The organism is Flavobacterium humidisoli (genome assembly GCF_023272795.1).
In the GTDB taxonomy this organism is placed as follows: domain Bacteria; phylum Bacteroidota; class Bacteroidia; order Flavobacteriales; family Flavobacteriaceae; genus Flavobacterium; species Flavobacterium humidisoli.
Map to the genome: position 1 here is coordinate 5,234,791 of NZ_CP096829.1, position 24,809 is coordinate 5,259,599.

The window sequence follows — 24,809 nt, forward strand, 5'->3', positions numbered from 1 at the left end:
TTAAATGTTAAAAAATCTTACGTTTTAAAAGTACAATTTGAAGACAACAAAATACCCCGCAAATTGGTATTTGCGGGGTTTGGGTTTTTATTGGTAGCACTTTGCCCCTAACACAACAAAAACCCTATTCTGATATTTTTTTGTCGTTTAGGGGTATTCTTTATTTTTTTCTTCAATATAAATTTACCCAATACCACACTAAAAGTACTGCGCCTATACCAGCAGTATAAATCCAACTACATAAAAAGTCCCACTATCCTTCTCTATATCAGAATTAAGGATCACAAAACTATTGCATCAAACTAACCTTATCTAAATTTCTAAAAAATGTCAAAATTCTCCGAACAGGTAAACATCACGATAGAAGGCTTTACCCAAAATGTGATTTATTACAATCTTGAGCTTTCTCAAAAAATGGCAGACCACCATCATTTTTCTTTCTTTTGGCAATACACCGGAAAACCTATCATTGCTCCGCAGGATCAGGAAAAAGCTATTAGCAGTTACATTGGCAGCGAGGTAATTTTTACCTTTAAGGTAAAAGGCATACGTGTAATGTCTAAAGGAAGAATTACAAAATTGGGCTCTATCGATAAGAACGGAAGCCCTGCCGGACTGCACGTTACAGGAATAAGCCATACCATAGCACTTGATGATATGCCAAAATCCAGAATCTTTCGCGAGAAAAGCCTCCAGCAGATCGGACTGGAGATTTTTGCCGAAGAAAGTTCAGGAGAATTTTACCAGAGGGAAGCCATTGCTCCAACTTATACAAAGGAATTCAGTTTTAAAACCCAGTACAACGAAACGAGCTTTGATTTTCTTAAACGCCTTTCTTCACGCTACGCCCAATGGTTTTATTTTGACGGAATGCGCATGCAGTTTGGCCAGATTAAAAACACCGACATAAAGCTTATAAACGAATCATCGCTCCATAACTTTAGCATCGAGGCCAGCTTGGTTTCGCATAAAACCTCTTTCAGCAGCTATGATTATAACAGCGCTGCACGCATAAAAAATGGTGCAGAAAAAACCTCCGAAGGAAGCCGAGACCGATTTGCATCGCTTGCCGTCTTTAAGCAGCCTTACATTGTAAGACCCGGACTTGAAAACGGCGCGTATACCAGCAACGCCCAAAATAAAGAGGAAATTGACGAAATGGTGAAAATGCAGACCGCTGCACGAGATGCAAACAGCATATTCTACAGCGGCACCTCCTATCTGCCTATAGGTTTGGGGCAGACTTTTTCTATTGAAAACAAGAACGTAGAGCATCATTTACTGGCAGTTGAAATTGTACACCGCTCTGAAGTAAACGGAAATTACACCTGCCAATTCAAAGCAATTCCAGCCGATGTGGCAGCGCCGCACTATACAGACGTAAATGTATTTGCTCCCGCCGAAAGCCAGCCCGCAATAGTAATTGACAATAACGACCCTGAAAAAATGGGGCGCATAAAAGTGGAGTTCTTCTGGAACGGCTGGACAAGTAAAAGCGACTGGATGCGTGTGGTTCAGCCTTACTCCGGTTCTGGAAAAGGGCTTTATTTCAGACCCGAAATTGGAGAAGAAGTTCAGGTGAGTTTTGAAGGCGGCAATGCAGAACGCCCGTATGTTTCTGGCACCTATTACAACGGAAAAGAAATGCCCGATTTCTTTGATGCCGAAAACCGAATTAAAGGATGGAAACTCCCTTTTGGACAGCTTTTCAAGTTTATTGAAAAAGTGGGTATCTGGCTTTCTGACCCAAGCGGGAATGAATTGCATATGAATGAAGAAACAAAAAGCATTAATGTGACCTCTCCTGAAACAGTTACAATACGCGCTAAAAATATTGTTTTTGAAGCAAGTGAAAGCATTACTTATGCAGCTGGAACTAATATCTCTGAAACAGCAATACTAAATAAAACTTCAAGTATTGGAGGAATTTTAGACACTAGTGTCGGATTGGACAAAATACTACATATTGGTGGAGATAATCATATCAATATTGATGGCAACTCTAACTCAGAAGTAAAAAAAGATAGAAATATCGCTTCTGAAAATAGAATAGTTACACATAGTGAAATTGGACATGAGTTTCACTCTAATAAGGATATCAAAAACAACAGTAGTGAGCAAACAAGACAAAACTAATTAAGATGGCAATAAAAACAATCTGTGGTATTACCATAATGGGAAACATTGCCAATTACAGTTTTCACAACTCTAAAAACGGCGCTCATTTTTTCTTGAAAGACAGCAATGTCAGTTATAGCGATCCTTTTGGAAACCACATGACCAATCATGCCAGTCATATCCGAATTAATTTTGAGCCTTTTAGATTAGAAAAAATGGGCGATGAAATTCGAAAATCAGATGGCAGTCTCATTATCATGATGCCAAAAGAACAAATAGAAGAAATTGCCAACAAAACCTTTTATGCTGATGGGCAGTTTCATGCTATAGATTTTTTAACCTATACCATAACCGAAGAAAAATAAACTATGTCAGAATATATTAGAGTAAAAGGAAACATAATAGAAAAAACTGGAGGAACTTCCAGAGTTTATGCCAAAGGAGGAATTGAACACAACTCAAACGGACGTATTGATTATTTTGCTGAAAATTATACTTATGGCGAACCAGAAAAATATGTCCCAAAACAGCCCGAAAACTCCATAAATGTCTACTTGGGAATGTTTTTTGATGGCACTGGAAACAATCGTTTTAATTCTGACAGCATGTATTACTCTAAAATTAAAAATAATACCGACAGAATAGACCCAAAAGATATTCCTTCTAACAAAGAAACAGAAATTACAGTAGAAGATCAGGATAAAAAAAGTAAAAAAATTAAAGTAAAAATTACAGATCGTGACAGCTATTGGAATCCCTATTCGAATATTGCCAAACTTTTTGATTTATATAAAACCATTACAACAAAGGATTACGAAGATAAAAAAAACTATCCCGAATATGGCAAACATATAATTCTTAAGCAATACGTGGAAGGCATTGGTACAAAACAAGGGAAGCCAGATGATCTTTTGGGTTCAGGTTTAGCCAGAGATACTTGGGGCGTAATAAGCCGTGTACATGAGGGTATCGAAAAAGTAGTACAAGACCAATTTAGTGCTGTACCCAAAGACAGAAAAATCAATAAAATTGTGATTGATGTATTTGGTTTTAGCAGAGGGGCTGCTGCGGCAAGGCATTTTTGCAACGAAGTGATGAAAGAAGCCACATACAGGAATGAAATGATAAATGATCCTTATGATAAATACCCTCTACCCTCCGGAAAAAAAATAATCGATAAACATGCCGGAGGAAAATTAGGATTTGAGCTAAGTGCAAAAGGACATATGCCTGTGGGAGAAACCTACAAAATCGAAATTCGCTTTTTAGGTCTTTTTGACACTGTAATATCCGATATGATTGTAAAAGAAAATATGGGCTACAAATTAGGGCTTGGCTCGCCACTTATACCTTATCTAAGTCTTGCTCCTTTGGCTCAGGAAGCATTGCCAGAAATAAAAACCAATATAGGAAACCTCAAGATAGGCAAAGTTTTTCATATAAAAGCATCTACAGAATGGAGAAAAAACTTTGCTTTTACCCCTTCAGAACAAGGTTATACGCTAGGTATGATAGGTTCTCACTCTGATATAGGCGGTGGGTATGCAGAGTTAACCCATTATGAGCCTGTACTAAGTTATTTTGATGTACCGCTTGGCAATACAAAAGCCCTAAGCCAAATGGAGAAATTTAAGCAATTTTACACAGACAGATTTATCTGCACTAATGAAGAGCTGCAATTTGTAAATACCTACGATCACGTTACCGAAACCAGCATTTCGCCAAATTCTATGGAAACAGGCGTATCCCATAGAGAGTTAAAAGCGTCCAATGATTTTCCTGATGAAGGGAAAACCATCTCAAACAACCCCATTTATCAAGTTTATCAAACCAAAAATTCAGATCATTATGTATTAAAAGATTCTAGATATATTTCAAACAAGTATTCGCTGGTACCCATGCAGCTTATGCTCGAAAAGGCAATAGAAAACGATGTGCCACTCTTTAAAAATTACGATGAAGCTTCTCCAAAGCCTCCATATAAATTTGAATACGAAATTCCCGAAACTGCAGCATTTGATACATTAAGACAATATTTGGAAATTATGCGTGCTGCTTCAAAAGAAGAAAACAAAGACAAAAATTCAACCTACGAGATAGACTACGAGATCTACAAACACATACATCATAATTACGTTCACTTATCGGCACATTATGGCGGTTTAGAAAATGATTTTTTAACAGTGCAAACAGGAGATCATCATTTTTTATCTGACTATGTTTTTATCAATGAGCCTGTTGAACCGATTATAAAAGATGAAAAAGTAATTTATAAACGAGAAATATATGTACCAAAAAGTTAGATTTTTTTTATGCTGCTTTTTAACCATTGGTTTATTTTGTAGCTGTCAGCCTAAAGATACATTTAGTTGGAATGCGGGTCTTTCTGGTCCAAAAAACTACCCTTCGGGCGCACCTTTTGTAGAATATTTTTATCAGGGAAAAAGCATTGCAGGGACTTCTTCTGGAACAGGTGCAGATCAAGGGTGGAGCATTACCAGCGGAGGTTATGTTGGAGGTGATCGATATAAACCAGTTCCAGATAGCATGGCAGTAAAATGGGTATGTTCAGTTGACAACTTAGTTTATAAAGGCGGATTCAAATTGCCCAGAGACAAAATGCTCGAATTGTTTAAAAGAAAAGTGATAGATTCTTATGGGGACCAAAACGACTATAGTGTAATTGTTGCTGGAATGGCTCCTGGCGGTAATATAACTCTATGGATGCAGGGCGGATATGCCACTACAGAAATAGCAAAATTTAAAATTTTAAAAGGGGAAGAGGATCAAAATATAGATGATGATTACAAAAAAAAAGATATAAAGTCATGGGGCAATTATCTTGCTTATTGGAAAATTCATGGCATTCCGTATTCTGTCTGGGAAAAAGGAGAAAAAGAATATCCATATGATATTGGGTTTACGACTGAAGAAGAAGATAAAAAAGGTTATAGTATAGCCATTGCTGGCTACACCAAAGATGGCAGTGTAATATATTCCAATGAAGATCCGATTCCATACTTAAAATGGAATGAGAATGTAAAGCTACAAGTAGCAAAAGGTAAAAAGCTTCCTGTACAATTTTGGATACGATGGCATTCAAGTGATGGTAAGGAATGGTATGAATCAAAAATTGTTTTGCCAACTAATTTAGATAAACAACTATTAAAATTTCAAGAACAATATGGTAAAGATGTATTTCTTACTGTAGGAATGAATAAAGTTTCTGAAAATAAACCATACACATTTGGAAGGATATGGCTTGAAAACTTTAAGGTAAAAACAGAAATAATGAAATTTAGGGCTGCCAAATTCAATTTAGAAAAAAATGATTTTGAAATATCACAATACTCGCTTCCAAAAGGTTTTGTATTTCCAAAATGGGAAGGCAGAGAACCTATTGAATTTCCAGAATTAGATTATTGGCAAGAAAAGTAATTTACAAAAGAGAAATATATGTACCCAAAAGTTAGATTTTTTTTATACTGCTTTTTAACCATTGGTTTATTTTGTAGCTGTCAGCCTAAAGATACATTTAGTTGGAATGCGGGTCTTTCTGGTCCAAAAAACTACCCTTCGGGCGCACCTTTTATAGAATATTTTTATCAGGGAAAAAGCATTGCAGGGACTTCTTCTGGAACAGGTGCAGATCAAGGGTGGAGCATTACTAGTGGAGGTTATGTTGGAGGTGATCGATATAAACCAGTTCCAGATAGCATGGCAGTAAAATGGGTTTGTTCAGTTGACAACTTAGTTTATAAAGGCGGATTCAAATTGCCCAGAGACAAAATGCTCGAATTGTTTAAAAGAAAAGTGATAGATTCTTATGGCAATCAAAACGACTATAGTGTAATTGTTGCCGGAATGGCTCCTGGCGGTAATATAACTCTATGGATGCAGGGCGGATATGCCACTACAGAAATAGCAAAATTTAAAATTTTAAAAGGGGAAGAGGATCAAAATATAGATGATGATTACAAAAAAAAAGAAATAAAGTCATGGGGTAACTATCTTACCTATTGGAAAATTCACGGCATTCCATATTCTGTCTGGGAAAAAGGAGAAAAAGAATATCCATATGATATTGGGTTTACGACTGAAGAAGAAGATAAAAAAGGTTATAGTATAGCCATTGCTGGCTACACCAAAGATGGCAGTATAATATATTCAAATGAAGATCCGATTCCATACTTAAAATGGAATGAGAATGTAAAGCTACAAGTTGCAAAAGCTAAAAAACTTCCTATACAGTTTTATATTCAATGGATATCGCAAAATGATCAAGAGTGGTACGAAGCTGAAATTGTACTGCCAAGTAATCTAGAGAATCAATTTATTGAATTTCAAAAAAGATACGGCAATAATATATTTCTTACTGTAGGAATGGATAAAGTTTCGGAAAATAAACTATATACATTTGGAAGGATATGGCTTGAAAATTTTAAAGAAAAAATTGAAATAATGAAATTCAGAGCAGCAAAATTAAATGTAGAAAAGAATAGAAAAAAGAAATACGAAGTTTCAAAATATTCTTTACCTAAACATTTCGTATTTCCTAAATGGGAAGGCAGAGAGAAAATACAATTTCCAGAGTTAGAATATTGGCAAGAAAAGTAATTTACAAAAGAGAAATATATGTACCCAAAAGTTAGATTTTTTTTATACTGCTTTTTAATCATTGGTTTATTTTGTAGCTGTCAGCCTAAAGATACATTTAGTTGGAATGCAGGTCTTTCTGGTCCAAAAAACTACCCTTCGGGTGCTCCTTTTGTAGAATATTTTTATCAGGGAAAAAGCATTGCAGGGGCTTCTTCTGGGACAGGTGCAGATCAAGGCTGGGGTATTACCAGCGGAGGTTATGTTGGAGGTGATCGATATAAACCAGTTCCAGATAGCATGGCAGTAAAATGGGTATGTTCAGTTGACAACTTAGTTTATAAAGGCGGATTCAAATTGCCCAGAGACAAAATGCTCGAATTGTTTAAAAGAAAAGTGATAGATTCTTATGGTAATCAAAACGACTATAGTGTAATTGTTGCCGGAATGGCTCCTGGCGGTAATATAACTCTATGGATGCAGGGCGGATATGCCACTACAGAAATAGCAAAATTTAAAATTTTAAAAGGGGAAGAGGATCAAAATATAGATGATGATTACAAAAAAAAAGATATAAAGTCATGGGGCAATTATCTTGCTTATTGGAAAATTCATGGCATTCCGTATTCGGTTTGGGAAAAAGGAGAAAAAGAATATCCATATGATATTGGATTTTCTAGCAAAGATTTTACTTATGGTTATCATCTAACATTTATTACGAAGGAAGGATCATGGTTTTCTTTAGATAAACTTAATTCTTTTATACCTTGGGAGAAGAATGAAATACAAACAAAAAAGGCTATTGAAAAAAAACATAAATCTCCTGTTCAATTGAATATTCAATGGTATACCGATGAAGAAAATTATAAAGAAAGACAGTGGTATGATGGCAAAATAGTTTTACCACAAAATTTTGAAGATTTTTTAAAAACGAGGCTTTATAGTAGATTACTAATTAGCATTGAAAAAGATGAGCATAAAGATGCTGTATATGGCAAATTACTACTAAAAGGGAGAAACCAAGAAAAGGAAATTATGATTTTTAAACTAGGTAAATATGATTATAAATTAGAAAAACAATTGTCTCCAGAATATGTTTTGCCCAAAGATTTCGTATTCCCTAAATGGGAAGGCAGAGAGCCTATTGAATTTCCAGAATTAGATTATTGGCAAGAAAAGTAATTTACAAAAGAGAAATATATGTACCCAAAAGTTAAAGTTTTTTTACACTCCTTTTTAATTATTGTTATAGCCATTAGCTGTCAGTCTAAAGATACCTTTAGCTGGAATGCAGGTTTCTCTGCACCAAAACACTACGGAGCAACTGGACCCTTTGTAGAATATTTTTATCAAGGCCAAAGCATTGCTGGAGCTTCTTCTGGTGTAGGAATTAATCCAGGCTGGGAAATTACAAGCGGAGGTTATGTTGGAGGTGATAAATACAAGACAGTTCCTGATAGCATCGCTGTAAAATGGATTTGTGGAGTTGATAGATATTCTTACGAAGGAGGAAGTAAATTACCCAGAAATAAAATGCTCGAATTGTTTAAAACAAAGGCGATAGATTCATATGGTAATCGACAAGAATACAGTCTGATAGTGGCAGGAATGGCTCCGGGTGGAAATGTTACCATTTGGATGCAGGGAGGAACTGGCAGTACAGAAATATGCAAATTTAAAACAGAAAACAAGGGCGTATGGAAAGAAAATGATACAGAATATAATAAATATATAACTGAACATCGTACTATATCTGAAGCATTTAAGGAATCAAGTTTTTTTTGGAAAATTCATGGCATTCCGTATTCGGTTTGGGAAAAAGGAGAAAAAGAATATGATTATGATATAGGTTTTTCAAGTGAGGAAGAATACAAATTTGCATTAACTTTTTATACCAAGGACGGCAGTTTATTTCAAGTTGACAATAAATCGAGTTTTTTGCCTTGGAAATATAGATTTGTTTCTTATCCAAAAAATTCTGATCATCTTTCTAAAAAGAAAAAACTTCCGGTACAAATCCACATCCAATGGTACTCACAGGATGAATCAAGGTGGTTTAATGGCGATATTATTATGCCTCAGAACTTAGAAAAAAAAATTAATTCTAGCCAGTTTGATAGAATGATTATATCAATAGAAAAAGATACTCAAGATAAAGTTATTGGAGATATTTACTTAGTCAATAAATCAAAGCAGGATAAGATAATGTCTTTTCAGCTTGGGGTTTATAATGAATCTCTCAAAAAACTAATGGCTCCGGAATACTCTCTCCCAAAAGGTTTTGTATTTCCAAAATGGGAAGGCAGAGAACATCTTGAGTTTCCAGAATTAGATTATTGGCAAGAAAAGTAGAGTTATGAGAAACAGTTTTGTGCAGTTTTAGATGTCACCTGCCCCTACTAGCGAGATCGTCCCGCTCGTGAACACTTAAGTTTATGTACCCGAATAAATTAAGCCTCAAGCGCACGAGCAGGACGATCTCGCTAGCAGAGGGAACTGGTATGGAACCCACACAGGATAGCCAAAATAATATAATCTGGAAACAAACAATAATCAAAGGATAACGATGAAACAGAAAATACATTGTTTAATTACTGTCTTAATTGCATTGAATATCACCTTAACATCATGTCAAAATAATATGAAAGAAGAAAAATATTCTTGGGGTGCCGCAGTCTGCACACCAAAAAACTACCCTGCTGAAATTTTTTCAGGACATTTAATATTAGGTGTCAATCCCAAAAGTAGTTATGTGTACATGCCTTTTGATGATGTTATTAATAGCTATGATTTAGGTGACAATGATGGCTCTTCTTCTGGCCAAGCAGAAGGAATTTCGCCTAAAACGCTAGACATATCTTGGCTCTCATATACTGAAAGCAAAAGTTATTCGGGAATCTTTCAACTCGATTCAGATAAAATAGAATCCTTAATGATAAATGGCAGCGAAAGACCATACTGGGATAAAGATGCAAAGAAAATTGGAATAGCTGTAGATAAACATTTTGTAATTAATGCAGGGCTTTTTCCTGGAGGTATGGTCGTTTTATACGTTTTTAGTCCTTCAAATATGACCATTGTTGGACGTTATCAGGCTCATGAGGATAAAACTGTAGATTGGGGCGTTGCACATGAAATAATGAAAACCCAAGAAGGTATTGATGAAACAATCAGAGTTAATATTAAAGATTTGCCACAAGAAATATTAGACCAGATTAAAAATGGCACCATTCCGTTTGGATATTGGGAAACTCTTTTTAGAGATTATAATTTAACTCCTCAGGTTAAAGCAGAAGATAAAGTAGAAACGATTCGTATAAATTATATTAATGGAGAATTTGAGTCTATTTTCTTGAGTTTAAACAGAAATGTAATGCCAGTAAAAAAACGTGCTATTCCACGTAAAGTAAATATTGTTTGGCACGATGTAAACGATAGACGTATGGAAAGCGATGTTTTTTTTGATGAAAAAAAATCGATGGCTCTTTTTGAAGAACTACAAGCAGGAGAAGCTGTCCATTTCATAATAGAAATTGACCGTAATACAAAACCAAGAGAAACTAAAGGGATTTCTATAAAATTAAAGTCTGCTTCTTCTGAAATTGATATGAATGAGGCAATTGTTTCACAGGAATCTTTTACGAAATCTATACCTTATTAGAAAAACTAAAAAACCCTGCAAATACCAATTCGCAGGGCTTTCTATTTTTATTGATTTACTTTTAAACTGGCACAAGCCTTATAAATCTGCTTCTCTGAAAATGGCGATAACGTTTCTGCCAGATTACGGCTGGTTCTTAAACAGCTCAGTATTTTTTGCCTTAAATTGATATCGTCGCCAAACTCTGTATGCATTAAAAGCTCGAAGATTTCCTGCAAATACATGGGCTGTTCTTTGTAATCTCCCTCAAACAATTCGTCTGAAAGGAAATTAATTACGGATGGCACTACATCACGATGTGTTGGTTTTTGATTTTCTTTTTGCATAATAGAAAATTTTAGATACGCGAATACCCCGCTTTAGGTGTGCAAAACATTCAAAGGAATGATTTAGGAAAGTTTCCTGTTCCTTCACCGTGACGAGGTATTCGTTTATATTTACTTTAAAAAAGTTTAGGATTTCTCCTTTGATTGTTTTGCATTGCAAAGATAATCCTTTATTTTAAAAAGAAAGAAAAAGATTACTTTTTAACTATAATTTTAATCTAGGTTTAAAAACAAAGATAAAGATTATACTTTGTGGGATTGCTATCTATGCCAAATTAAAAAAACAACTAATCTTCTCACAGTTTAAAAGCGCAAATTATCAATATTCGCTTTTTTTATCTTTTTTTACCTACCGAACTTCATATCCTCAAGATAAATCTCAGAAATTTTTACTAATTTATAATTATCGTTTACTAACTATATCGCTTAGATAATTACTTCTAAATAATGGCGGAGTAAAAAAATGTGCTACAAGTAATTTAGAAATTTCTATTTGTGTTATTGCATTAATACCAATACTGCATATTGCATTTACATATTGTGTCAAATTTTTTCTAATTTTTTCTAAGGCTTGTTCGTCAATTACTTTTGTATTTTCGCTTGGATTAACATTATAGCCTTTTATTTTAGGACTTTGAAGCGTAACAAGTGTGTGTTTAGCAGTCTCACCATATTGTTTTTTAAACCACTCTCCTGATTGTAATAATTGACCAATATTATCTCTTGTAATTTCTTCATGTATAGCCATTGATTTAGCCTCTAATATTAAGAAATGGTTATCGGTCATACCCCATAAAACATCTGGGCCATTACCAAATTCTAATTCTGGTTCCTGAGCATAGAATCCAATCATTCTTCCAACATTCGCTAAAGCATTTTCAAATTTAATGTAATTAATATCTGGACTATATTTGAAGTTATTAAGCACTTCTTCTAAATAAATTTTGAAATCTTGAGATTTACCAAATTGACTTAAAAACTTTTTGACATTAGAAGATTGTTCCTCATGTACAGCAATTTTTGTATAATTATTCCCGAGCTTGGTTTGAAACATATGCGTAGCATTTGCTGATGCAGCTAATTGTAAATCATTTGAACCAACCTTATTCTCTAAATATAACAATTGCGCTGAAAATTGAAAATACCATCCTTTTTGTTTACTCGAAATTGGCATACCATCAATTATTTTTTTAACAATCACATCTTTTGAACCTGAGTAATTTCTTGATCGAAACAAATCAATTGCCTCTTTTTCATGGACTGCAATATTTATATTTTTTATTTTTTCTTCATTTAAAACATCGACATCAACTTTAGAAATTCCTTGTGAATGAAATGTTCTCCAGTCAATATTTTGAGACAAACAAAAATCAATTGTTTCTTTTATTGTTTTGATAGAATCTTCTTTACTTTCTTCATCTAATAAAGTTAGTCCCATCTCAAGTTGCTTTCTTGTTACAGAGGTAAAATATTGCAAATTATTTCTATTTCCTAAAAATTGAAGTAAATCATTCCCCATTAATATTACTGCGCAAAAATCACTTCCTGATCGAACAGCTCTTCCTAAACCTTGCTCAATTATTTGTGCTTTGAGAGAAGCTTTTACGCTATCAAGTCTCATTTCTGTATACAATTCTTTAGAAGATGTAAATGCAGGATAACCATCCATTATTAAAATTCTGCACATATCTCCATTTAAATCTACTCCATCATACCTATTAACCAAAACATATAATCCTCCTTGTTTAGATTTAAGTGCACTGATATTCTCATTTATGTCTCCATCATTTAACACGATTCCTCCATTTTTTATCCAAGGTTCTGCCTTTGCATATGATGGAACTAAAACGACAACATTAATGTTATTTTCAGAATATTCTTTTGCTAACTTATAAATATCATTATCAAACAAACTTGGATCAAATCTTTTCGGTGCTAAAATTAATCTCTGTCCAATATCTTTTCTATCTTTTGGTATTAAAGCATTAATAATACTTTCTGAATTAATACCAAAATCTTTAATTAAATCTGTTTGATCTTCAAAAGTTGCTGAAAGAATGTATCTATGTTTTGCTTCAAAAAAGGATTTTACATTTTGATATGGTACATGTATTGGAGCAATTTCAATTCCTTTTGGTCCTAAATAACAGTCATATGATAATAAATCATCTGCTATTAATCCCCATTTAAATTTGAACTCGTCATCTGATGAAAACTTATTTAAAAGTGTTGCCACCTCTTCTTCCCTTTCAAACCAAGCCCAATAGGGTACTTTTAAAATACTTGCAAATGGATCGCCATCAATTAATCTTCTATATGTTCCAGGTGCTTGATCCTTAAATTCAGCTTCAAAAATTTTAATTATTCTCTCACAAGCTTCATGATTTCTTGGTAAATTAAGTGTAGTTGTATCTCTTGCCTTATCCAAACAACTATGAGCATCATCAATAACTATAGAACCAATCGTAATTTGGTCGCGATTAAATATTGATTTAGAATTAAATACCTTTTGGAAAGTGCAAAGCAATATACTTTTACAATTATGAAAATCAGTAGGAAAGTCATTATTTTCATCAATTTCACAAACTGGAATACCATAAAGTTCAGCTTGCTTTCTTGCTTGATCAAGTAATTGCCTGTCTGGACATAAATACAAAGCTGGACCAACACCTTCATTCATTTTTGAATGAAGCATTAATAAACTAACAAGTGTTTTACCCGAACCTGTATTCATCTTGCATAGGACATCTCTCTGATTTCTAATTGAATGCCAATAATTTAAAACCTCTTCTTGAATACCTCTCAAATAAGAATACCCTTCCTTATGGAAAAGACCTTGGAAAATATCTATTGGATGAATTGGCAAATCTTCATTATCATTTGTGACTAGTTTTTTAGCAAAAATGTTCATACTATATAATTTATTTGGTTATTAGTTTTAGGTAATTTTTATTCTAAATGATTATTATATTCAAACAACATTAGCAAAGATGTATAAGATTTCTATATCTATTTTACGGTTTTCCATAAACATAGAATTGAATTATCTTCAAATATATATAAACATAAAGCCTTCAAACCAAGTACAAACCCCTGATTTAAAAGCCAATATTTTTTTACCACAAAGGCGTTACATTTTTTTGTTTAAGCGTGATTTTTGTCCTTCTCAGGAACGAAGAATCACACTAGAAGCTCCGTAAAGTATTTTTTCCAATCTGTGTCGAATCCCGTGTGAGATTCTTCGTTCCTCAGAAGGACAAAACGAGCACTTCATATTACATTTTCACTTTTTGTCTTTGTCGCTAAATCCCAAAAAAGCTCTTAGCATTCCTCGTCGTTCCCTCCGCAACCTTATCCAAAGCAATTCCTTTGAACTGCGCAATTGTTCCGGCAACATACGGCAAAAAAGCAGGTTCGCAACGGCGCTCGTGGTACTTCTTTAAGAGACTATTCGGGACGTTTTTAGGAAGCATAAATGGCGCATCGGTTTCAATCATCATTCGGTCGAGCGGTACGTACTGAATGACTTCTTTTAAATGGCTGAAACGCTTGGCATCAGAAATCGCTCCCGTAAAACCGAGATAAAATCCGTTATCGAGATAGGTTTTAGCTTCCTGCAAAGTTCCCGTAAAACAATGCACAACGCCTTTTGGCAATTGGGGTAAATAGTCTTTGGTGATATTCATAAAGCTGTCAAAAGCGGCTCTTTCGTGCAAAAACAAAGGTTTCTGTACTTCGATTGCCAATTCTAATTGGGCTTTATAACATTCTTCCTGTTTCTTTCTGGGCGAAAAGTCACGATCAAAATCGAGTCCGCATTCCCCAACCGAAACGACTTGTTTCTGTTTTAATAAATTCCGCAGTCGTGAAATGCTTTTTTCATCAAAACTCTTCGCATCATGCGGATGAATTCCAGCCGTCGAATATAATATTCCCGGATATTGTTTTGCGATTTCTAATGAAGCTTCGCTGTTTCGTACACTTGTGCCTGTGAGTATCATCTGCGATACGTCGGCGTCGAGCGCGTCTTGTACGACATCGTCTATGTCGTTTTGGAATTGTTTATTGGTCAAATTAATTCCGATATCTATGTATGTTTTCATTTCTTTTTTGTTTTTGCCACGAAGGCGCTAAGTCACAAAGTTTTTTTCATTCTTTGTGCTGAATTAATCTCGCAAAGTCGCAGAGGCGCAAAGTTTTTTATACAAAGTTTGTCATTTCGATCCCGAGGCTTCGGGAGAGAAATCACACCAGAAACTCCACACAGAACGTCGCCAATCTTTGTCGAATCCCGCGTGTGATTTCTCCCTTCGGTCGAAATGACAGAAAGTGAGGCAAAACCTTTGTCCCTTTGAACCTATGCACCTTTGAGCCTAAAGAAGAACTAGTCTTCTTTACTTCCATCATCTGCCATTCTCACCAATTTCGGCGTGAACTTTGCCACAACATCAACTAAATCCTGTTGTGCTTCCATCACTTGGTTGATATCTTTATACGCCATTGGCGCTTCGTCCAGACCTGCACCGATAAGCGTAACGCCATGATCTTGCAGGATGGATTTCATCTCTGTTTTGGTAATGTTTTTTATGGCCTGAGTTCTGCTCATTTGTCGTCCTGCTCCGTGTGAAGCCGAATTAATGGCGTTCTCCTCGCCTTTTCCTCTAACCAAAAATCCTGGTGCAGTCATACTTCCTGGAATGATTCCCATCACGCCTTTTCCGGCCGGGGTTGCTCCTTTTCTATGCACGATCACTTCTTCTCCGTTCCAGATTTCTTTCCACGCAAAATTATGGTGGTTTTCGACTTTGGCTAAAATCGTCGCACCCAAAGCGCGTTCCATTTTGTTATGGATAATCTCGTGACAAGCCGAAGCGTAATCACCCGCCAAATTCATCGCCATCCAGTATTCCTGACCCAATTGTGAGTTCATATCCAGATACGCTAAATTTTTGGCCACTTCTGGAAGTTTACATTCGTCTTTCGCAATTTTAGTATAATGTCCCGCGATTGTAGCACCCATTCCGCGTGAACCAGAATGCGTTAACAAAGCGACATATTTCCCTTTTGGGATTTTCAAAACCGCATCGTCTTGCGCAAATTCCATGATTCCGAATTCCACAAAGTGATTTCCACCACCTGAAGAACCTAATTGTGACCATGCTTTATCCTTCAAATTCTTCACAAACGGATTCATATTAAAGGTATCATTCTCCAAGACCGCATGATCTGATTTGTACTGACCGTGAAATCCGTGACCTGCTCCAAAAATCGAATTCGCGATTAATTCTTTTTTGAATTTGGCTTCATTTTCAAAGTAAAAATCCTCAGGAATATCATAAACCGACAACGCCATTCTACACCCAATATCAACTCCAACACCATACGGAATAATGGCATTTTTTGTGGCTAAAACTCCGCCAATCGGCAGTCCGTAACCTTGGTGTGCGTCTGGCATTAAAGCTCCGGCAACCGTAACTGGTAATTTCATGGCAACTTCCATTTGTTTTCTGGCTCCGTCTTCGATATGATCTAATCCGTAAGCTGAATAAGCATTCGGATTCTGATTTAATGCAATAAAATCTTCTGGTTTTTCATTCGATTTTTCGATTAAAGCAATAGCCAGTTTACTGAAGATTTTATCGTCTATATAATTCTCCGGAGTTTCTAGGACGTTTTTGAAATTAGCGATCATTTCGTCTCTTGTGAATCCGTTTCTTTTGCTGTTTATTTTTAAAGCAATCCCAATTATTTTTCCTTCTGGGAATCCTAATTCTAATATATCTGTACCGTTTATTTGTGTTTTCATTGTTTCTTTTTTAAGGGACAAAGGTCCAGAGGTTCATAGGTGCAAAGGTGCTTTGCTGCTGCGCAGTTATTTTGCGTAGGTCTTTTTATTTCTCGTAAAGTTTTGTCATTTCGACCGAAGGGAGAAATCACACTAGAAACGCCACACAGAGCGTCGCCAATCTTTGTCGAATCCCGCGTGTGATTTCTCCCTTCGGTCGAAATGACAAACTGTGCTACTCTGCGAGATTAAATTTACCAATCTTTGCGGAGACGCACAGCAGTGCGCCTCTACAAAAACCTTTGAACCTTTGCCTCTTTGTACCTAATTAAACCTAATCCACTAATAATTGCGTCACAACCGCTGGATTCATAGCCCATTGTGCTGTATAAATTTCATCGGCATTTTGATCTTCGGTGATTGTTAAACCTTGGACTTCCGCTTTCAACTGTAACAAACTACCAATATTCAATTTGCTGTTTAGTTTTGATAACAACGCCTGAACGCCTTTGAAATCCAAACCGCCTACAACCTGACCTCCGAAAGTCATCTCTAACCAAACGATTTCTCTTTTGGCTACATCCAACACTCCAAAAACCAAACCTTTGGCAACATTCTGCGTCACACGAACCTGATGATCTACACACGACGGATCGTACGCTACACCGGTTTTCTCCGAAATTTTCATCGGGTGTTTGCTGTTCATCCAACCAACAATTAAATTTGGTGTTATACTTCCGTTGCTGTACGCATTGCAGGTAAAAGTCACAAATTTAGCTTTGGCTTTCGCCAATTCGTCGATGTTGATATTGATATATTCGGCTGTTCCAATTTTATTCGGAATGCTTCTGATATCACCGCTATGCTGACAACCAGTTGTAGTCAATCGGCTGAAAGAACAAATATCGGCTTTATCTTCGTAAGCGATATGACAGCTCAAATCCATATCTAAATGCTGTGCCGGCAAATCTTTTCCCCATTGCATAAACAATCGCACTTCGGTTCCTTCAACTGGGAAACGTGTTCCCATTAAAGCAACTGGCAAATCTTGAATGGTTTCGCTTCGATCTCCTATAGAAACCGGAATGTTAAACAACTGCGGATCGATATAGATTGTTTTATTGGTGTTCTCAATCTTTGCAAATCGTTTTTTCATAGCCAAAAGACACAATTCTTCGATCTGGTTTTTCATCGCTTCCAACTGCACATCATCATACAATTTCAACAAACCGTTTGGTTCGATTCTTTTGTTTGTTCCGCCCAAAGGTTTCACACTTCGCTGCATATTTTTATCAAAGTAATTTTGCGCATACATATTCAAAGTAAACACCAATCGAGCCGGAACTTTATCGATGATTTCTTCAAAATGGGCAATCGTTTCTTCTGCACCAAACCAAAGCATATTCGAAAATAACGAACGTGCAAACAATCCTGGACGCTGTTTTAATAACGCAAATGTTTTATCGGCATCAAATTTCAATCTTGACGAATCTACTTTACTTTGCCAAACATCATACACTTGGTTGTAGAACACATCCATTAAAAAGTTCAATTTCTCAAACCCTTTTCTTTTGCTGTATTCGGCCAAACGAAGCGCTCGGATAAAACGAACCCACATTCCGCGTTTTGGATGCATGATTTCGCACATGGTCTCAACATCCATATCCATATTATTCAACCAGTTTGCCACCATCAAACACTCTTTTCTTGAATATTTAAGTTTCAAATCTTTTTGAGATGCAATTCTAGCCTGCGCACTTGTATCCAAAGAATTATGAAAATGCTGGCCATTTCTACTCGCTCTTTTAACAATCGTTTTGGGTTCGATAATCTGCAACATTCCAGTATTTTTATACCATAAATATCTTAAGATATCGGTTGGCGTTTTTAAAAATTGAGATGCTTCGGCTTCTTTACCGTTTTCAATCAAAAGATCGATCACCAGCATTAAAGTTTCCTTCATTGCAACATCAACTTTTGGCAAAGGCAAATTTTGCATCGCCATTTTTAAACTATCTACCTGAGTAGCGTCTAAAGCCGTTTTTGACTGCAATAATGAGATATAGAAATCATTTAAATCTTTTTCTGTCCACAAATCAAGCATTTTCAATTTGCTTCCCTGACCGAAGTTTTCGATTTTACCAAATTCAAACGGAGTTCCGCAGAACGGACAACCGTTGTATCTTTCTAATGGAAAAGTATTATCTGGGATAATATGTCCGCATTGTAAAGTTGTTCCGTTTTTGGTTTTAAAAACATTTCCGAAATACGTGATAATATGATCTACAACAGATTCTCCCGTTGGGATATTCCATTCTTTAACTAAAGGCGTCCAGTTTTTATCTATCCCTAAAACTTCTCTCAGCACTTCTAAAACTTCTACTTTATAATTGGGGTTTACGTTGTTTAAAGCGTGCAATAACGATTCAGAAAATGTAAATCCGAGTTTAGAAACATTGGCTAACAAAACTGAAGTAGTTCCTGATAAATTTTTAATATCATTCGAAATCATTTCTAATGGAATGAAAATGGCATTTTGACGTAAACTGATTTTTAATAATTCTTTTGTTTTCATTTTTTTAATTTTTAAAATTTAGATAATTGTGTTTCTGAGTTCTACCTAAAAGATTTTGAAGTAAGAAACACTTGACCCGAAATTGGAGTGTAATGGATTAGCTAACAAATTATCGGATTGGAAGAAGTAAGCTAATCTTGACCCTCTATTTTTATTAATGATGATTCTAAAACTTGCCGGACTCGAACCGGAGTACCAATTTTCTGAAGTAAGTTTTAATTGACCATTAATAGTGGAACAGGTGGGATTCGAACCCACGACCCGGACATTAAAAGTGTACGAAGTAAGTTTTGATTGACCTTTGAAGGATAATTTCAAAACTACCTGCTCTACCGCTGAGCTACTGTCCCATATAATAGTAGAATAAAAAGGTAATGGTGTAAGTGTGTACGTGGAAAGTGTTTCGAAGTAACTCCAACTTGACCTGTTTTATTCTTTTTTTTATTTCTATGAACGTTTGTTTTTATTTCTGAACAAAGATTTTAAAACTAGTGCGCAGTTATTTTGCGTAGTAAAAATTTTGCTTTCATTTTTGAGAAATAATATTTGTTTTATTTCTTGAACAAAGATTTCGAAACTACTACGCAATTATTTTGCGCAGTAAAAAAAGAATTTTAAATTTGAGTAAAAAACAACATGAATTTAGAGAAAATTTATTCTGATTTACTCTCAAATATTGGCTTTTCAGCAAATGAAATTCAGCAGAACTGGTTGGATTTAGAAAAGGCATATTCCAAAAAATCAAGGCATTATCATAATCTCACGCATTTAAAAGAAATGATAGAAAGCTTTGAAAACTATTCTAATCAGCTTCAAAATTCGAATGAAATATTATTTTCTATTTTTTATCATGATTTTGTTTATTCGGCTTCAAAAAAAGACAACGAACTCAAAAGTGCCGAATATGCTTTGGGTATTTTACCTGAAAATGTCAATCTAAATAAACAATTGGTTTTTGATGCCATCTGCGCTACACAACAACATCAGCAAAATGAAATTGAAGATATCAATTGGTTAATCGATTTTGATTTGAAAATTCTTGCGAAAGATTGGGACGATTATAAAATCTATTTTGAACAGATTAGAAAAGAATACCGCATTTATCCTGATTTTCTCTACAAACCCGGGCGCGCGAAGGCTTTGAAACATTTTCTGGAAAATGAGTTTATTTTTCAGACTGAGGAATTCAGGAGTTTGTACGAAGAGAAAGCGAGAATTAATATTGAAAAAGAGATAAGCATTTTAGAAAGTAAAAAATAATCACGCAAAGACGCGAAGGCGCAAAGTTTTTATTTAAAGCATTAATTAAAAGCACAGTTTGTCATTTCAACCGAAGGGAGAAATCACACGCGGGATTCGACAAAGATTGGAGACGTTCTGTGCGGAGTTTCTAGTGTGATTTCTCTCCCGAAGCCTCGGGATCGAAATGACAAAAAAGGAGAAAAATCATTTTAATCCTTTATCCCGATAGCTATCGGGAGTGCCTTAAAAAAACAAAAAACTTTGCGCCTTCGCGCCTTTGTGGCAAAACAACACAACAATGTCACAAAATAAAAACGCCTTAATCCGCTATAAAACAATCGATAAATGTCTCCAAAATAAATACAGGCAATGGACACTCGAAGATTTAATCGAAGAATGTTCCGAAGCTTTATTTGAATATGAAGGACGCCAAAATCCAATCAGCAAGCGAACGATTCAAATGGATATTCAACTGATGCGAAGTGAAAAACTGGGTTACAATGCGCCAATTGTCGTTTACGATAAAAAGTATTATAAATATGAGGGCGAAGATTTTTCGATCACCGATATTCCGCTGACGGAAACCGATATGAATGTTTTGACCGAAACCGTTTCGATGTTAAAACAGTTTAAAGATTTCTCGCTTTTTAATGATGTATCCGATATTTTACAGCGTTTAGAGGATAAAATCTATTCTGAAAAATCACATACCAAGCCCGTAATTTATCTGGATAAAAATGAGAAACTAAAAGGACTGCATTATCTGGATGAAATATATCAGGCGATAATCAAAAAAATGGTCCTGATTATTACTTATAAGTCTTTTAAATCTGCAGAAGAAACAAAATTTCATTTTCATCCTTTTATACTAAAAGAATTCAACAATCGCTGGTTTCTAATCGGAAAGAAAAAAGCCTCACAGCCTATTACCAATTTGGCTTTGGACAGAATCATTGCAATTGACTACGATTTTAATCATCCTTATTTAGAAGAAGATTTTGATGCTGATATGTATTATAAAGATGTAATTGGTGTTACGGTTAATTCGGGATTAAAAGCCAGGCGAATTGAACTTTGGGTAGATGCGTCAAATGCACCTTATGTATTGACAAAACCTTTACACACTTCCCAGCGATTAATTAAGGAAAATGAGGACGGAAGTATTATTGTCCATTTGTATGTAATACCGAATTATGAAATGGAACGTCTTCTGTTAGGTTTTGGAAGCTGTCTGGAAATTTTGAGGCCTGAAAGTCTAAGAAATCGTATGAAAAAGACACTTCAAGAGGCAATTTCGCGTTACGATTCTGAAAAACCAACTGAAATAAATGCATAATTTTTTAAAAAATATAGAAATAAATGCTTTTTAAAAATTAAAAAAAGATTTTTACCGCAGTAAAAATGTTAAAATCTAAAAAAAGAATAGTATATTTCACTTAAAATAAACCACCAAAACCCTCTAAATCAGGGATATTTTATAACTAACCAAAAATTTATTAAAAAATTATATGCATGCATAGTATTTTTTAATTATATTTGAAATCGATATAGTTACCTATGAAAGACAAAACGATAGATTATATTTTGAGAGCGACATGGCAAGCTGTTTCAAGAATGTATAATGAAGAGGCTGCCAAATATGATGCGACAATGGCAACAGGATTTGCTCTTTTAAGTATGGACAAGGAAGAAGGAACTCCATCAACCGCTTTAGGTCCGAGAATGGGCATGGAAGCCACCAGCTTAACTAGAACACTTAAATCTATGGAAGAAAAAGGTTTAATTGTTCGCAAAAAAAACCCAAGCGATGGTCGAGGTGTTTTGATCTACCTAACCGATTTTGGAAAAGAAAAAAGAGATTTATCTAAAAATACAGTTCTGAAGTTTAATGAAATGGTAAGAAAACATGTTTCAGAAGAAAAGCTGAATCATTTTATCGAAGTTTCTGAAATTATAAATGAACTGATTCATGATAAAAACATATTTAATCAAGAAAACACAGAAAAGGAATAATCTTTTTTAAAGAGAAAATTCAAATTCTACCCAAAAAACAAATTTTACAAATATGAAACGCACAATTAAAAAAGTTGCTGTAATTGGATCCGGAATTATGGGTTCAGGTATAGCTTGTCATTTTGCTAACATTGGTGTCGAAGTTTTACTTCTGGACATTGTACCGCGTGAACTGACCGAAGCTGAAGCTAAAAAAGGATTAACACTTGAAAGTAAAGCCGTTCGCAACCGTGTGGTAAACGAACATTTGGCGAATTCATTAAAATCAAAACCCTCTCCTATTTACAGTCAGAAATTCGCTAGCCGAATCACAACTGGAAATACGACTGATGATATGGCAAAAATTGCCAATGTTGATTGGATTATCGAAGTTGTAGTAGAACGTTTAGACATCAAAAAATTGGTTTTTGAACAAATCGACAAATTCCGTAAACCGGGAACTTTGGTTACTTCTAATACTTCTGGTATTCCAATTCACTTTATGAGTGAAGGAAGAAGCGAAGATTTCCAACAGCATTTCTGCGGAACTCACTTTTTTAACCCTGCGCGTTACTTAAAATTATTTGAAATTATTCCTGGTCCTAAAACTTCAACTGAAGTATTGGATTTCTTAAACGAATACGGATCTAAATTCTTAGGGAAAACTTCGGTTGTTGCTAAAGATACTCCGGCGTTTATTGGAAATAGAATTGGTATATACGGAATCCAGAGTTTATTCCATTTGGTTAAAGAAATGGGATTAACGATTGAAGAAGTTGATAAATTGACTGGTCCGGTAATTGGTCGTCCAAAATCGGCTACTTTCCGTACCGTTGACGTCGTTGGTTTAGATACTTTGGTACACGTTGCCAACGGTATTTACGAAAACTGCCCGAATGATGAACAACATGAATTGTTTAAACTTCCTGATTTCATCAACAAAATGATGGAGAATAATTGGTTAGGAAGCAAAACTGGACAAGGTTTCTACAAAAAAGTAGATAAAGATATTCTTTCTTTAGATTTAGATACATTAGAATACCGCGCTGCTAAAAAAGCAAATTTTGCTACGCTTGAACTGACAAAAACTATCGATAAACCAATCAATCGTTTTAAAGTTCTAGTAAAAGGTACAGACAAAGCGGGAGAATTCTACAGAAAAAGTTTCGCTGGAATGTTTGCTTATGTATCAAACAGAATTCCTGAAATCTCAGACGAATTATATAAAATTGACGATGCCATGAAAGCTGGTTTTGGATGGGAAAATGGTCCATTCGAAATCTGGGATGCTATTGGTGTTGCCAAAGGAATTGAAATCATGAAAGCCGAAGGTTTAGAGCCTGCTGCATGGGTTAACGAAATGCTGGCTTCTGGAAGCGAAAGTTTCTATACTGTAAAAGAAGGAGCAACTTATTTCTATAACATTCCAACAAAATCTCAAATAAAAGTTCCTGGACAAGATTCATTTATTATTCTGAACAACATTCGCGAAAGCAAAAAAGTTTGGAGCAACAGCGGTGCAATCATTCAGGATTTAGGAGACGGAATTTTGAATTTAGAATTCCAATCTAAAATGAATACAATTGGTGGCGACGTTCTACAAGCTATCAATAAAGCAATTGACTTATCTGAAAAAGAATATCAAGGTTTAGTTATTGGAAACCAAGCAGCGAATTTCTCTGTTGGAGCTAATATCGGAATGATTTTCATGATGGCAGTTGAACAAGAATACGACGAATTAAACATGGCGATTAAATTGTTCCAAGACACGATGATGCGTGTTCGCTACTCTTCTATTCCAGTTGTGGTAGCGCCTCACGGAATGACTTTTGGCGGTGGATGCGAAATGAGCTTACACGCTGATAAAGTAGTTGCAGCTGCCGAAACTTATATGGGATTAGTTGAATTTGGTGTTGGTGTAATTCCTGGTGGTGGTGGTTCTAAAGAAATGACTTTAAGAGCTTCTGATTTATTCCGCAAAAACGATGTGGAATTAAATGTTCTTCAGGAATATTTCTTGACAATCGCAATGGCAAAAGTATCGACTTCTGGTTATGAAGCTTTTGACACTGGACTTCTTCAACATGGTAAAGATGTTATCGTAGTAAACAAAGACCGTCAGATTGCTGAAGCTAAAAAACATGCTTTGCTATTAGCCGAAGCGGGTTATACACAGCCAATTAGAAGAAATGATATTAAAGTATTAGGAAAACAAGCACTTGGAATGTTCTTAGTTGGAACCGATCAAATGGAAGCTGGAAAATACATTTCTGAGCACGACAAGAAAATCGCTAACAAACTGGCTTACGTAATGGCCGGAGGTGATTTATCTGAAGCAACTTTAGTATCTGAACAATATTTATTAGATATCGAACGTGAAGCTTTCTTGAGTTTATGTACAGAACGTAAGACATTAGAGAGAATTCAATACATGTTGACTAAAGGAAAACCGCTTCGTAATTAGAAAAGTAGAAGAAAGATGCAAGAAGCAAGATTTCAAAACAACGTTTTGTC

The 24,809-nt window shown here is 35.2% G+C and carries 17 protein-coding genes and 1 tRNA gene; 12 read left to right on the top strand and 6 right to left on the bottom strand.

Annotated elements, in window-relative coordinates; translation table 11 throughout:
* The first annotated feature begins 327 nt into the window (after positions 1-327).
* From M0M44_RS22020 to M0M44_RS22055, 8 genes are all read left to right on the top strand, one after another.
* Entirely contained in the window at positions 328-2,136 is a 1,809-nt protein-coding gene (locus M0M44_RS22020; protein ID WP_248727654.1) for a type VI secretion system Vgr family protein, read from the top strand.
* A gap of 5 nt (positions 2,137-2,141) precedes the next feature.
* Complete coding sequence (locus tag M0M44_RS22025) at positions 2,142-2,483, top strand: hypothetical protein (protein ID WP_248727655.1); 342 nt, start codon at positions 2,142-2,144, stop codon at positions 2,481-2,483.
* Positions 2,484-2,486: 3 nt separating this feature from the next.
* Positions 2,487-4,421: a phospholipase effector Tle1 domain-containing protein gene (locus M0M44_RS22030; RefSeq protein ID WP_248727656.1), complete on the top strand. Its 1,935-nt coding sequence runs from the start codon at positions 2,487-2,489 to the stop codon at positions 4,419-4,421.
* Positions 4,405-5,556, top strand: coding sequence for a DUF2931 family protein (locus M0M44_RS22035; protein ID WP_248727657.1), 1,152 nt, complete (start codon positions 4,405-4,407; stop codon positions 5,554-5,556). The genes M0M44_RS22030 and M0M44_RS22035 overlap by 17 nt, the downstream gene beginning before the upstream one ends.
* An 18-nt stretch (positions 5,557-5,574) precedes the next feature.
* A complete protein-coding gene (locus tag M0M44_RS22040) occupies positions 5,575-6,735 on the top strand; it encodes a DUF2931 family protein (RefSeq protein WP_248727658.1) in 1,161 nt (386 codons plus the stop codon).
* A gap of 18 nt (positions 6,736-6,753) precedes the next feature.
* Positions 6,754-7,896, top strand: coding sequence for a DUF2931 family protein (locus M0M44_RS22045; protein ID WP_248727659.1), 1,143 nt, complete (start codon positions 6,754-6,756; stop codon positions 7,894-7,896).
* Positions 7,897-7,914: 18 nt separating this feature from the next.
* Positions 7,915-9,066 carry a DUF2931 family protein gene (locus tag M0M44_RS22050; protein ID WP_248727660.1) on the top strand — a complete coding sequence of 384 codons (1,152 nt, stop codon included), beginning with the start codon at positions 7,915-7,917 and terminating at the stop codon, positions 9,064-9,066.
* A 289-nt stretch (positions 9,067-9,355) separates the two neighbouring features.
* Positions 9,356-10,375, top strand: coding sequence for a DUF2931 family protein (locus M0M44_RS22055; protein WP_248727661.1), 1,020 nt, complete (start codon positions 9,356-9,358; stop codon positions 10,373-10,375).
* A gap of 47 nt (positions 10,376-10,422) precedes the next feature.
* Here the strand turns inward: M0M44_RS22055 and M0M44_RS22060 are convergent, their stop codons facing one another.
* The 6 genes from M0M44_RS22060 to M0M44_RS22085 form a co-directional block, all read right to left on the bottom strand.
* Positions 10,423-10,701 (bottom strand): hypothetical protein, encoded by a 279-nt coding sequence (locus tag M0M44_RS22060; RefSeq protein WP_248727662.1) that lies wholly within the window; start codon positions 10,699-10,701, stop codon positions 10,423-10,425.
* Between the two features lie 403 nt (positions 10,702-11,104).
* Entirely contained in the window at positions 11,105-13,612 is a 2,508-nt protein-coding gene (locus M0M44_RS22065; protein WP_248727663.1) for a DEAD/DEAH box helicase, read from the bottom strand.
* A 391-nt stretch (positions 13,613-14,003) separates the two neighbouring features.
* A complete protein-coding gene (locus M0M44_RS22070) occupies positions 14,004-14,804 on the bottom strand; it encodes a TatD family hydrolase (RefSeq protein ID WP_248727664.1) in 801 nt (266 codons plus the stop codon).
* 281 nt (positions 14,805-15,085) lie between these two features.
* Positions 15,086-16,507 (bottom strand): RtcB family protein, encoded by a 1,422-nt coding sequence (locus M0M44_RS22075; RefSeq protein ID WP_248727665.1) that lies wholly within the window; start codon positions 16,505-16,507, stop codon positions 15,086-15,088.
* A gap of 313 nt (positions 16,508-16,820) precedes the next feature.
* Complete coding sequence (locus M0M44_RS22080; RefSeq protein WP_248727666.1) at positions 16,821-19,061, bottom strand: hypothetical protein; 2,241 nt, start codon at positions 19,059-19,061, stop codon at positions 16,821-16,823.
* 233 nt (positions 19,062-19,294) lie between these two features.
* Positions 19,295-19,411: transfer RNA gene (locus M0M44_RS22085), tRNA-OTHER, on the bottom strand.
* 286 nt (positions 19,412-19,697) lie between these two features.
* On the opposite strand from M0M44_RS22085, the gene M0M44_RS22090 reads away from it, so the two are divergent.
* The 4 genes from M0M44_RS22090 (at position 19,698) to M0M44_RS22105 (ending at position 24,759) form a co-directional block, all read left to right on the top strand.
* Positions 19,698-20,321: an HD domain-containing protein gene (locus M0M44_RS22090; RefSeq protein ID WP_248727667.1), complete on the top strand. Its 624-nt coding sequence runs from the start codon at positions 19,698-19,700 to the stop codon at positions 20,319-20,321.
* 280 nt (positions 20,322-20,601) lie between these two features.
* Positions 20,602-21,639, top strand: a complete 1,038-nt coding sequence (locus tag M0M44_RS22095; protein WP_248727668.1) for a helix-turn-helix transcriptional regulator — start codon at positions 20,602-20,604, stop codon at positions 21,637-21,639.
* Between the two features lie 221 nt (positions 21,640-21,860).
* Positions 21,861-22,316 carry a MarR family winged helix-turn-helix transcriptional regulator gene (locus tag M0M44_RS22100; RefSeq protein WP_248727669.1) on the top strand — a complete coding sequence of 152 codons (456 nt, stop codon included), beginning with the start codon at positions 21,861-21,863 and terminating at the stop codon, positions 22,314-22,316.
* Positions 22,317-22,368: 52 nt separating this feature from the next.
* Positions 22,369-24,759 carry a 3-hydroxyacyl-CoA dehydrogenase/enoyl-CoA hydratase family protein gene (locus M0M44_RS22105; RefSeq protein ID WP_248727670.1) on the top strand — a complete coding sequence of 797 codons (2,391 nt, stop codon included), beginning with the start codon at positions 22,369-22,371 and terminating at the stop codon, positions 24,757-24,759.
* The last annotated feature ends 50 nt before the right edge of the window (positions 24,760-24,809 follow it).

Excerpts from the sequence above, each read along its gene's own strand:
- M0M44_RS22020 (WP_248727654.1), top strand. The coding sequence starts at position 328 with ATGTCAAAATTCTCCGAACAGGTAAACATCACGATAGAAGGCTTTACC.
- M0M44_RS22025 (WP_248727655.1), top strand. The coding sequence starts at position 2,142 with ATGGCAATAAAAACAATCTGTGGTATTACCATAATGGGAAACATTGCC.
- M0M44_RS22030 (WP_248727656.1), top strand. The coding sequence starts at position 2,487 with ATGTCAGAATATATTAGAGTAAAAGGAAACATAATAGAAAAAACTGGA.
- M0M44_RS22035 (WP_248727657.1), top strand. The coding sequence starts at position 4,405 with ATGTACCAAAAAGTTAGATTTTTTTTATGCTGCTTTTTAACCATTGGT.
- M0M44_RS22040 (WP_248727658.1), top strand. The coding sequence starts at position 5,575 with ATGTACCCAAAAGTTAGATTTTTTTTATACTGCTTTTTAACCATTGGT.
- M0M44_RS22045 (WP_248727659.1), top strand. The coding sequence starts at position 6,754 with ATGTACCCAAAAGTTAGATTTTTTTTATACTGCTTTTTAATCATTGGT.
- M0M44_RS22050 (WP_248727660.1), top strand. The coding sequence starts at position 7,915 with ATGTACCCAAAAGTTAAAGTTTTTTTACACTCCTTTTTAATTATTGTT.
- M0M44_RS22055 (WP_248727661.1), top strand. The coding sequence starts at position 9,356 with ATGAAAGAAGAAAAATATTCTTGGGGTGCCGCAGTCTGCACACCAAAA.
- M0M44_RS22060 (WP_248727662.1), bottom strand. The coding sequence starts at position 10,701 with ATGCAAAAAGAAAATCAAAAACCAACACATCGTGATGTAGTGCCATCC.
- M0M44_RS22065 (WP_248727663.1), bottom strand. The coding sequence starts at position 13,612 with ATGAACATTTTTGCTAAAAAACTAGTCACAAATGATAATGAAGATTTG.
- M0M44_RS22070 (WP_248727664.1), bottom strand. The coding sequence starts at position 14,804 with ATGAAAACATACATAGATATCGGAATTAATTTGACCAATAAACAATTC.
- M0M44_RS22075 (WP_248727665.1), bottom strand. The coding sequence starts at position 16,507 with ATGAAAACACAAATAAACGGTACAGATATATTAGAATTAGGATTCCCA.
- M0M44_RS22080 (WP_248727666.1), bottom strand. The coding sequence starts at position 19,061 with ATGAAAACAAAAGAATTATTAAAAATCAGTTTACGTCAAAATGCCATT.
- M0M44_RS22090 (WP_248727667.1), top strand. The coding sequence starts at position 19,698 with ATGAATTTAGAGAAAATTTATTCTGATTTACTCTCAAATATTGGCTTT.
- M0M44_RS22095 (WP_248727668.1), top strand. The coding sequence starts at position 20,602 with ATGTCACAAAATAAAAACGCCTTAATCCGCTATAAAACAATCGATAAA.
- M0M44_RS22100 (WP_248727669.1), top strand. The coding sequence starts at position 21,861 with ATGAAAGACAAAACGATAGATTATATTTTGAGAGCGACATGGCAAGCT.
- M0M44_RS22105 (WP_248727670.1), top strand. The coding sequence starts at position 22,369 with ATGAAACGCACAATTAAAAAAGTTGCTGTAATTGGATCCGGAATTATG.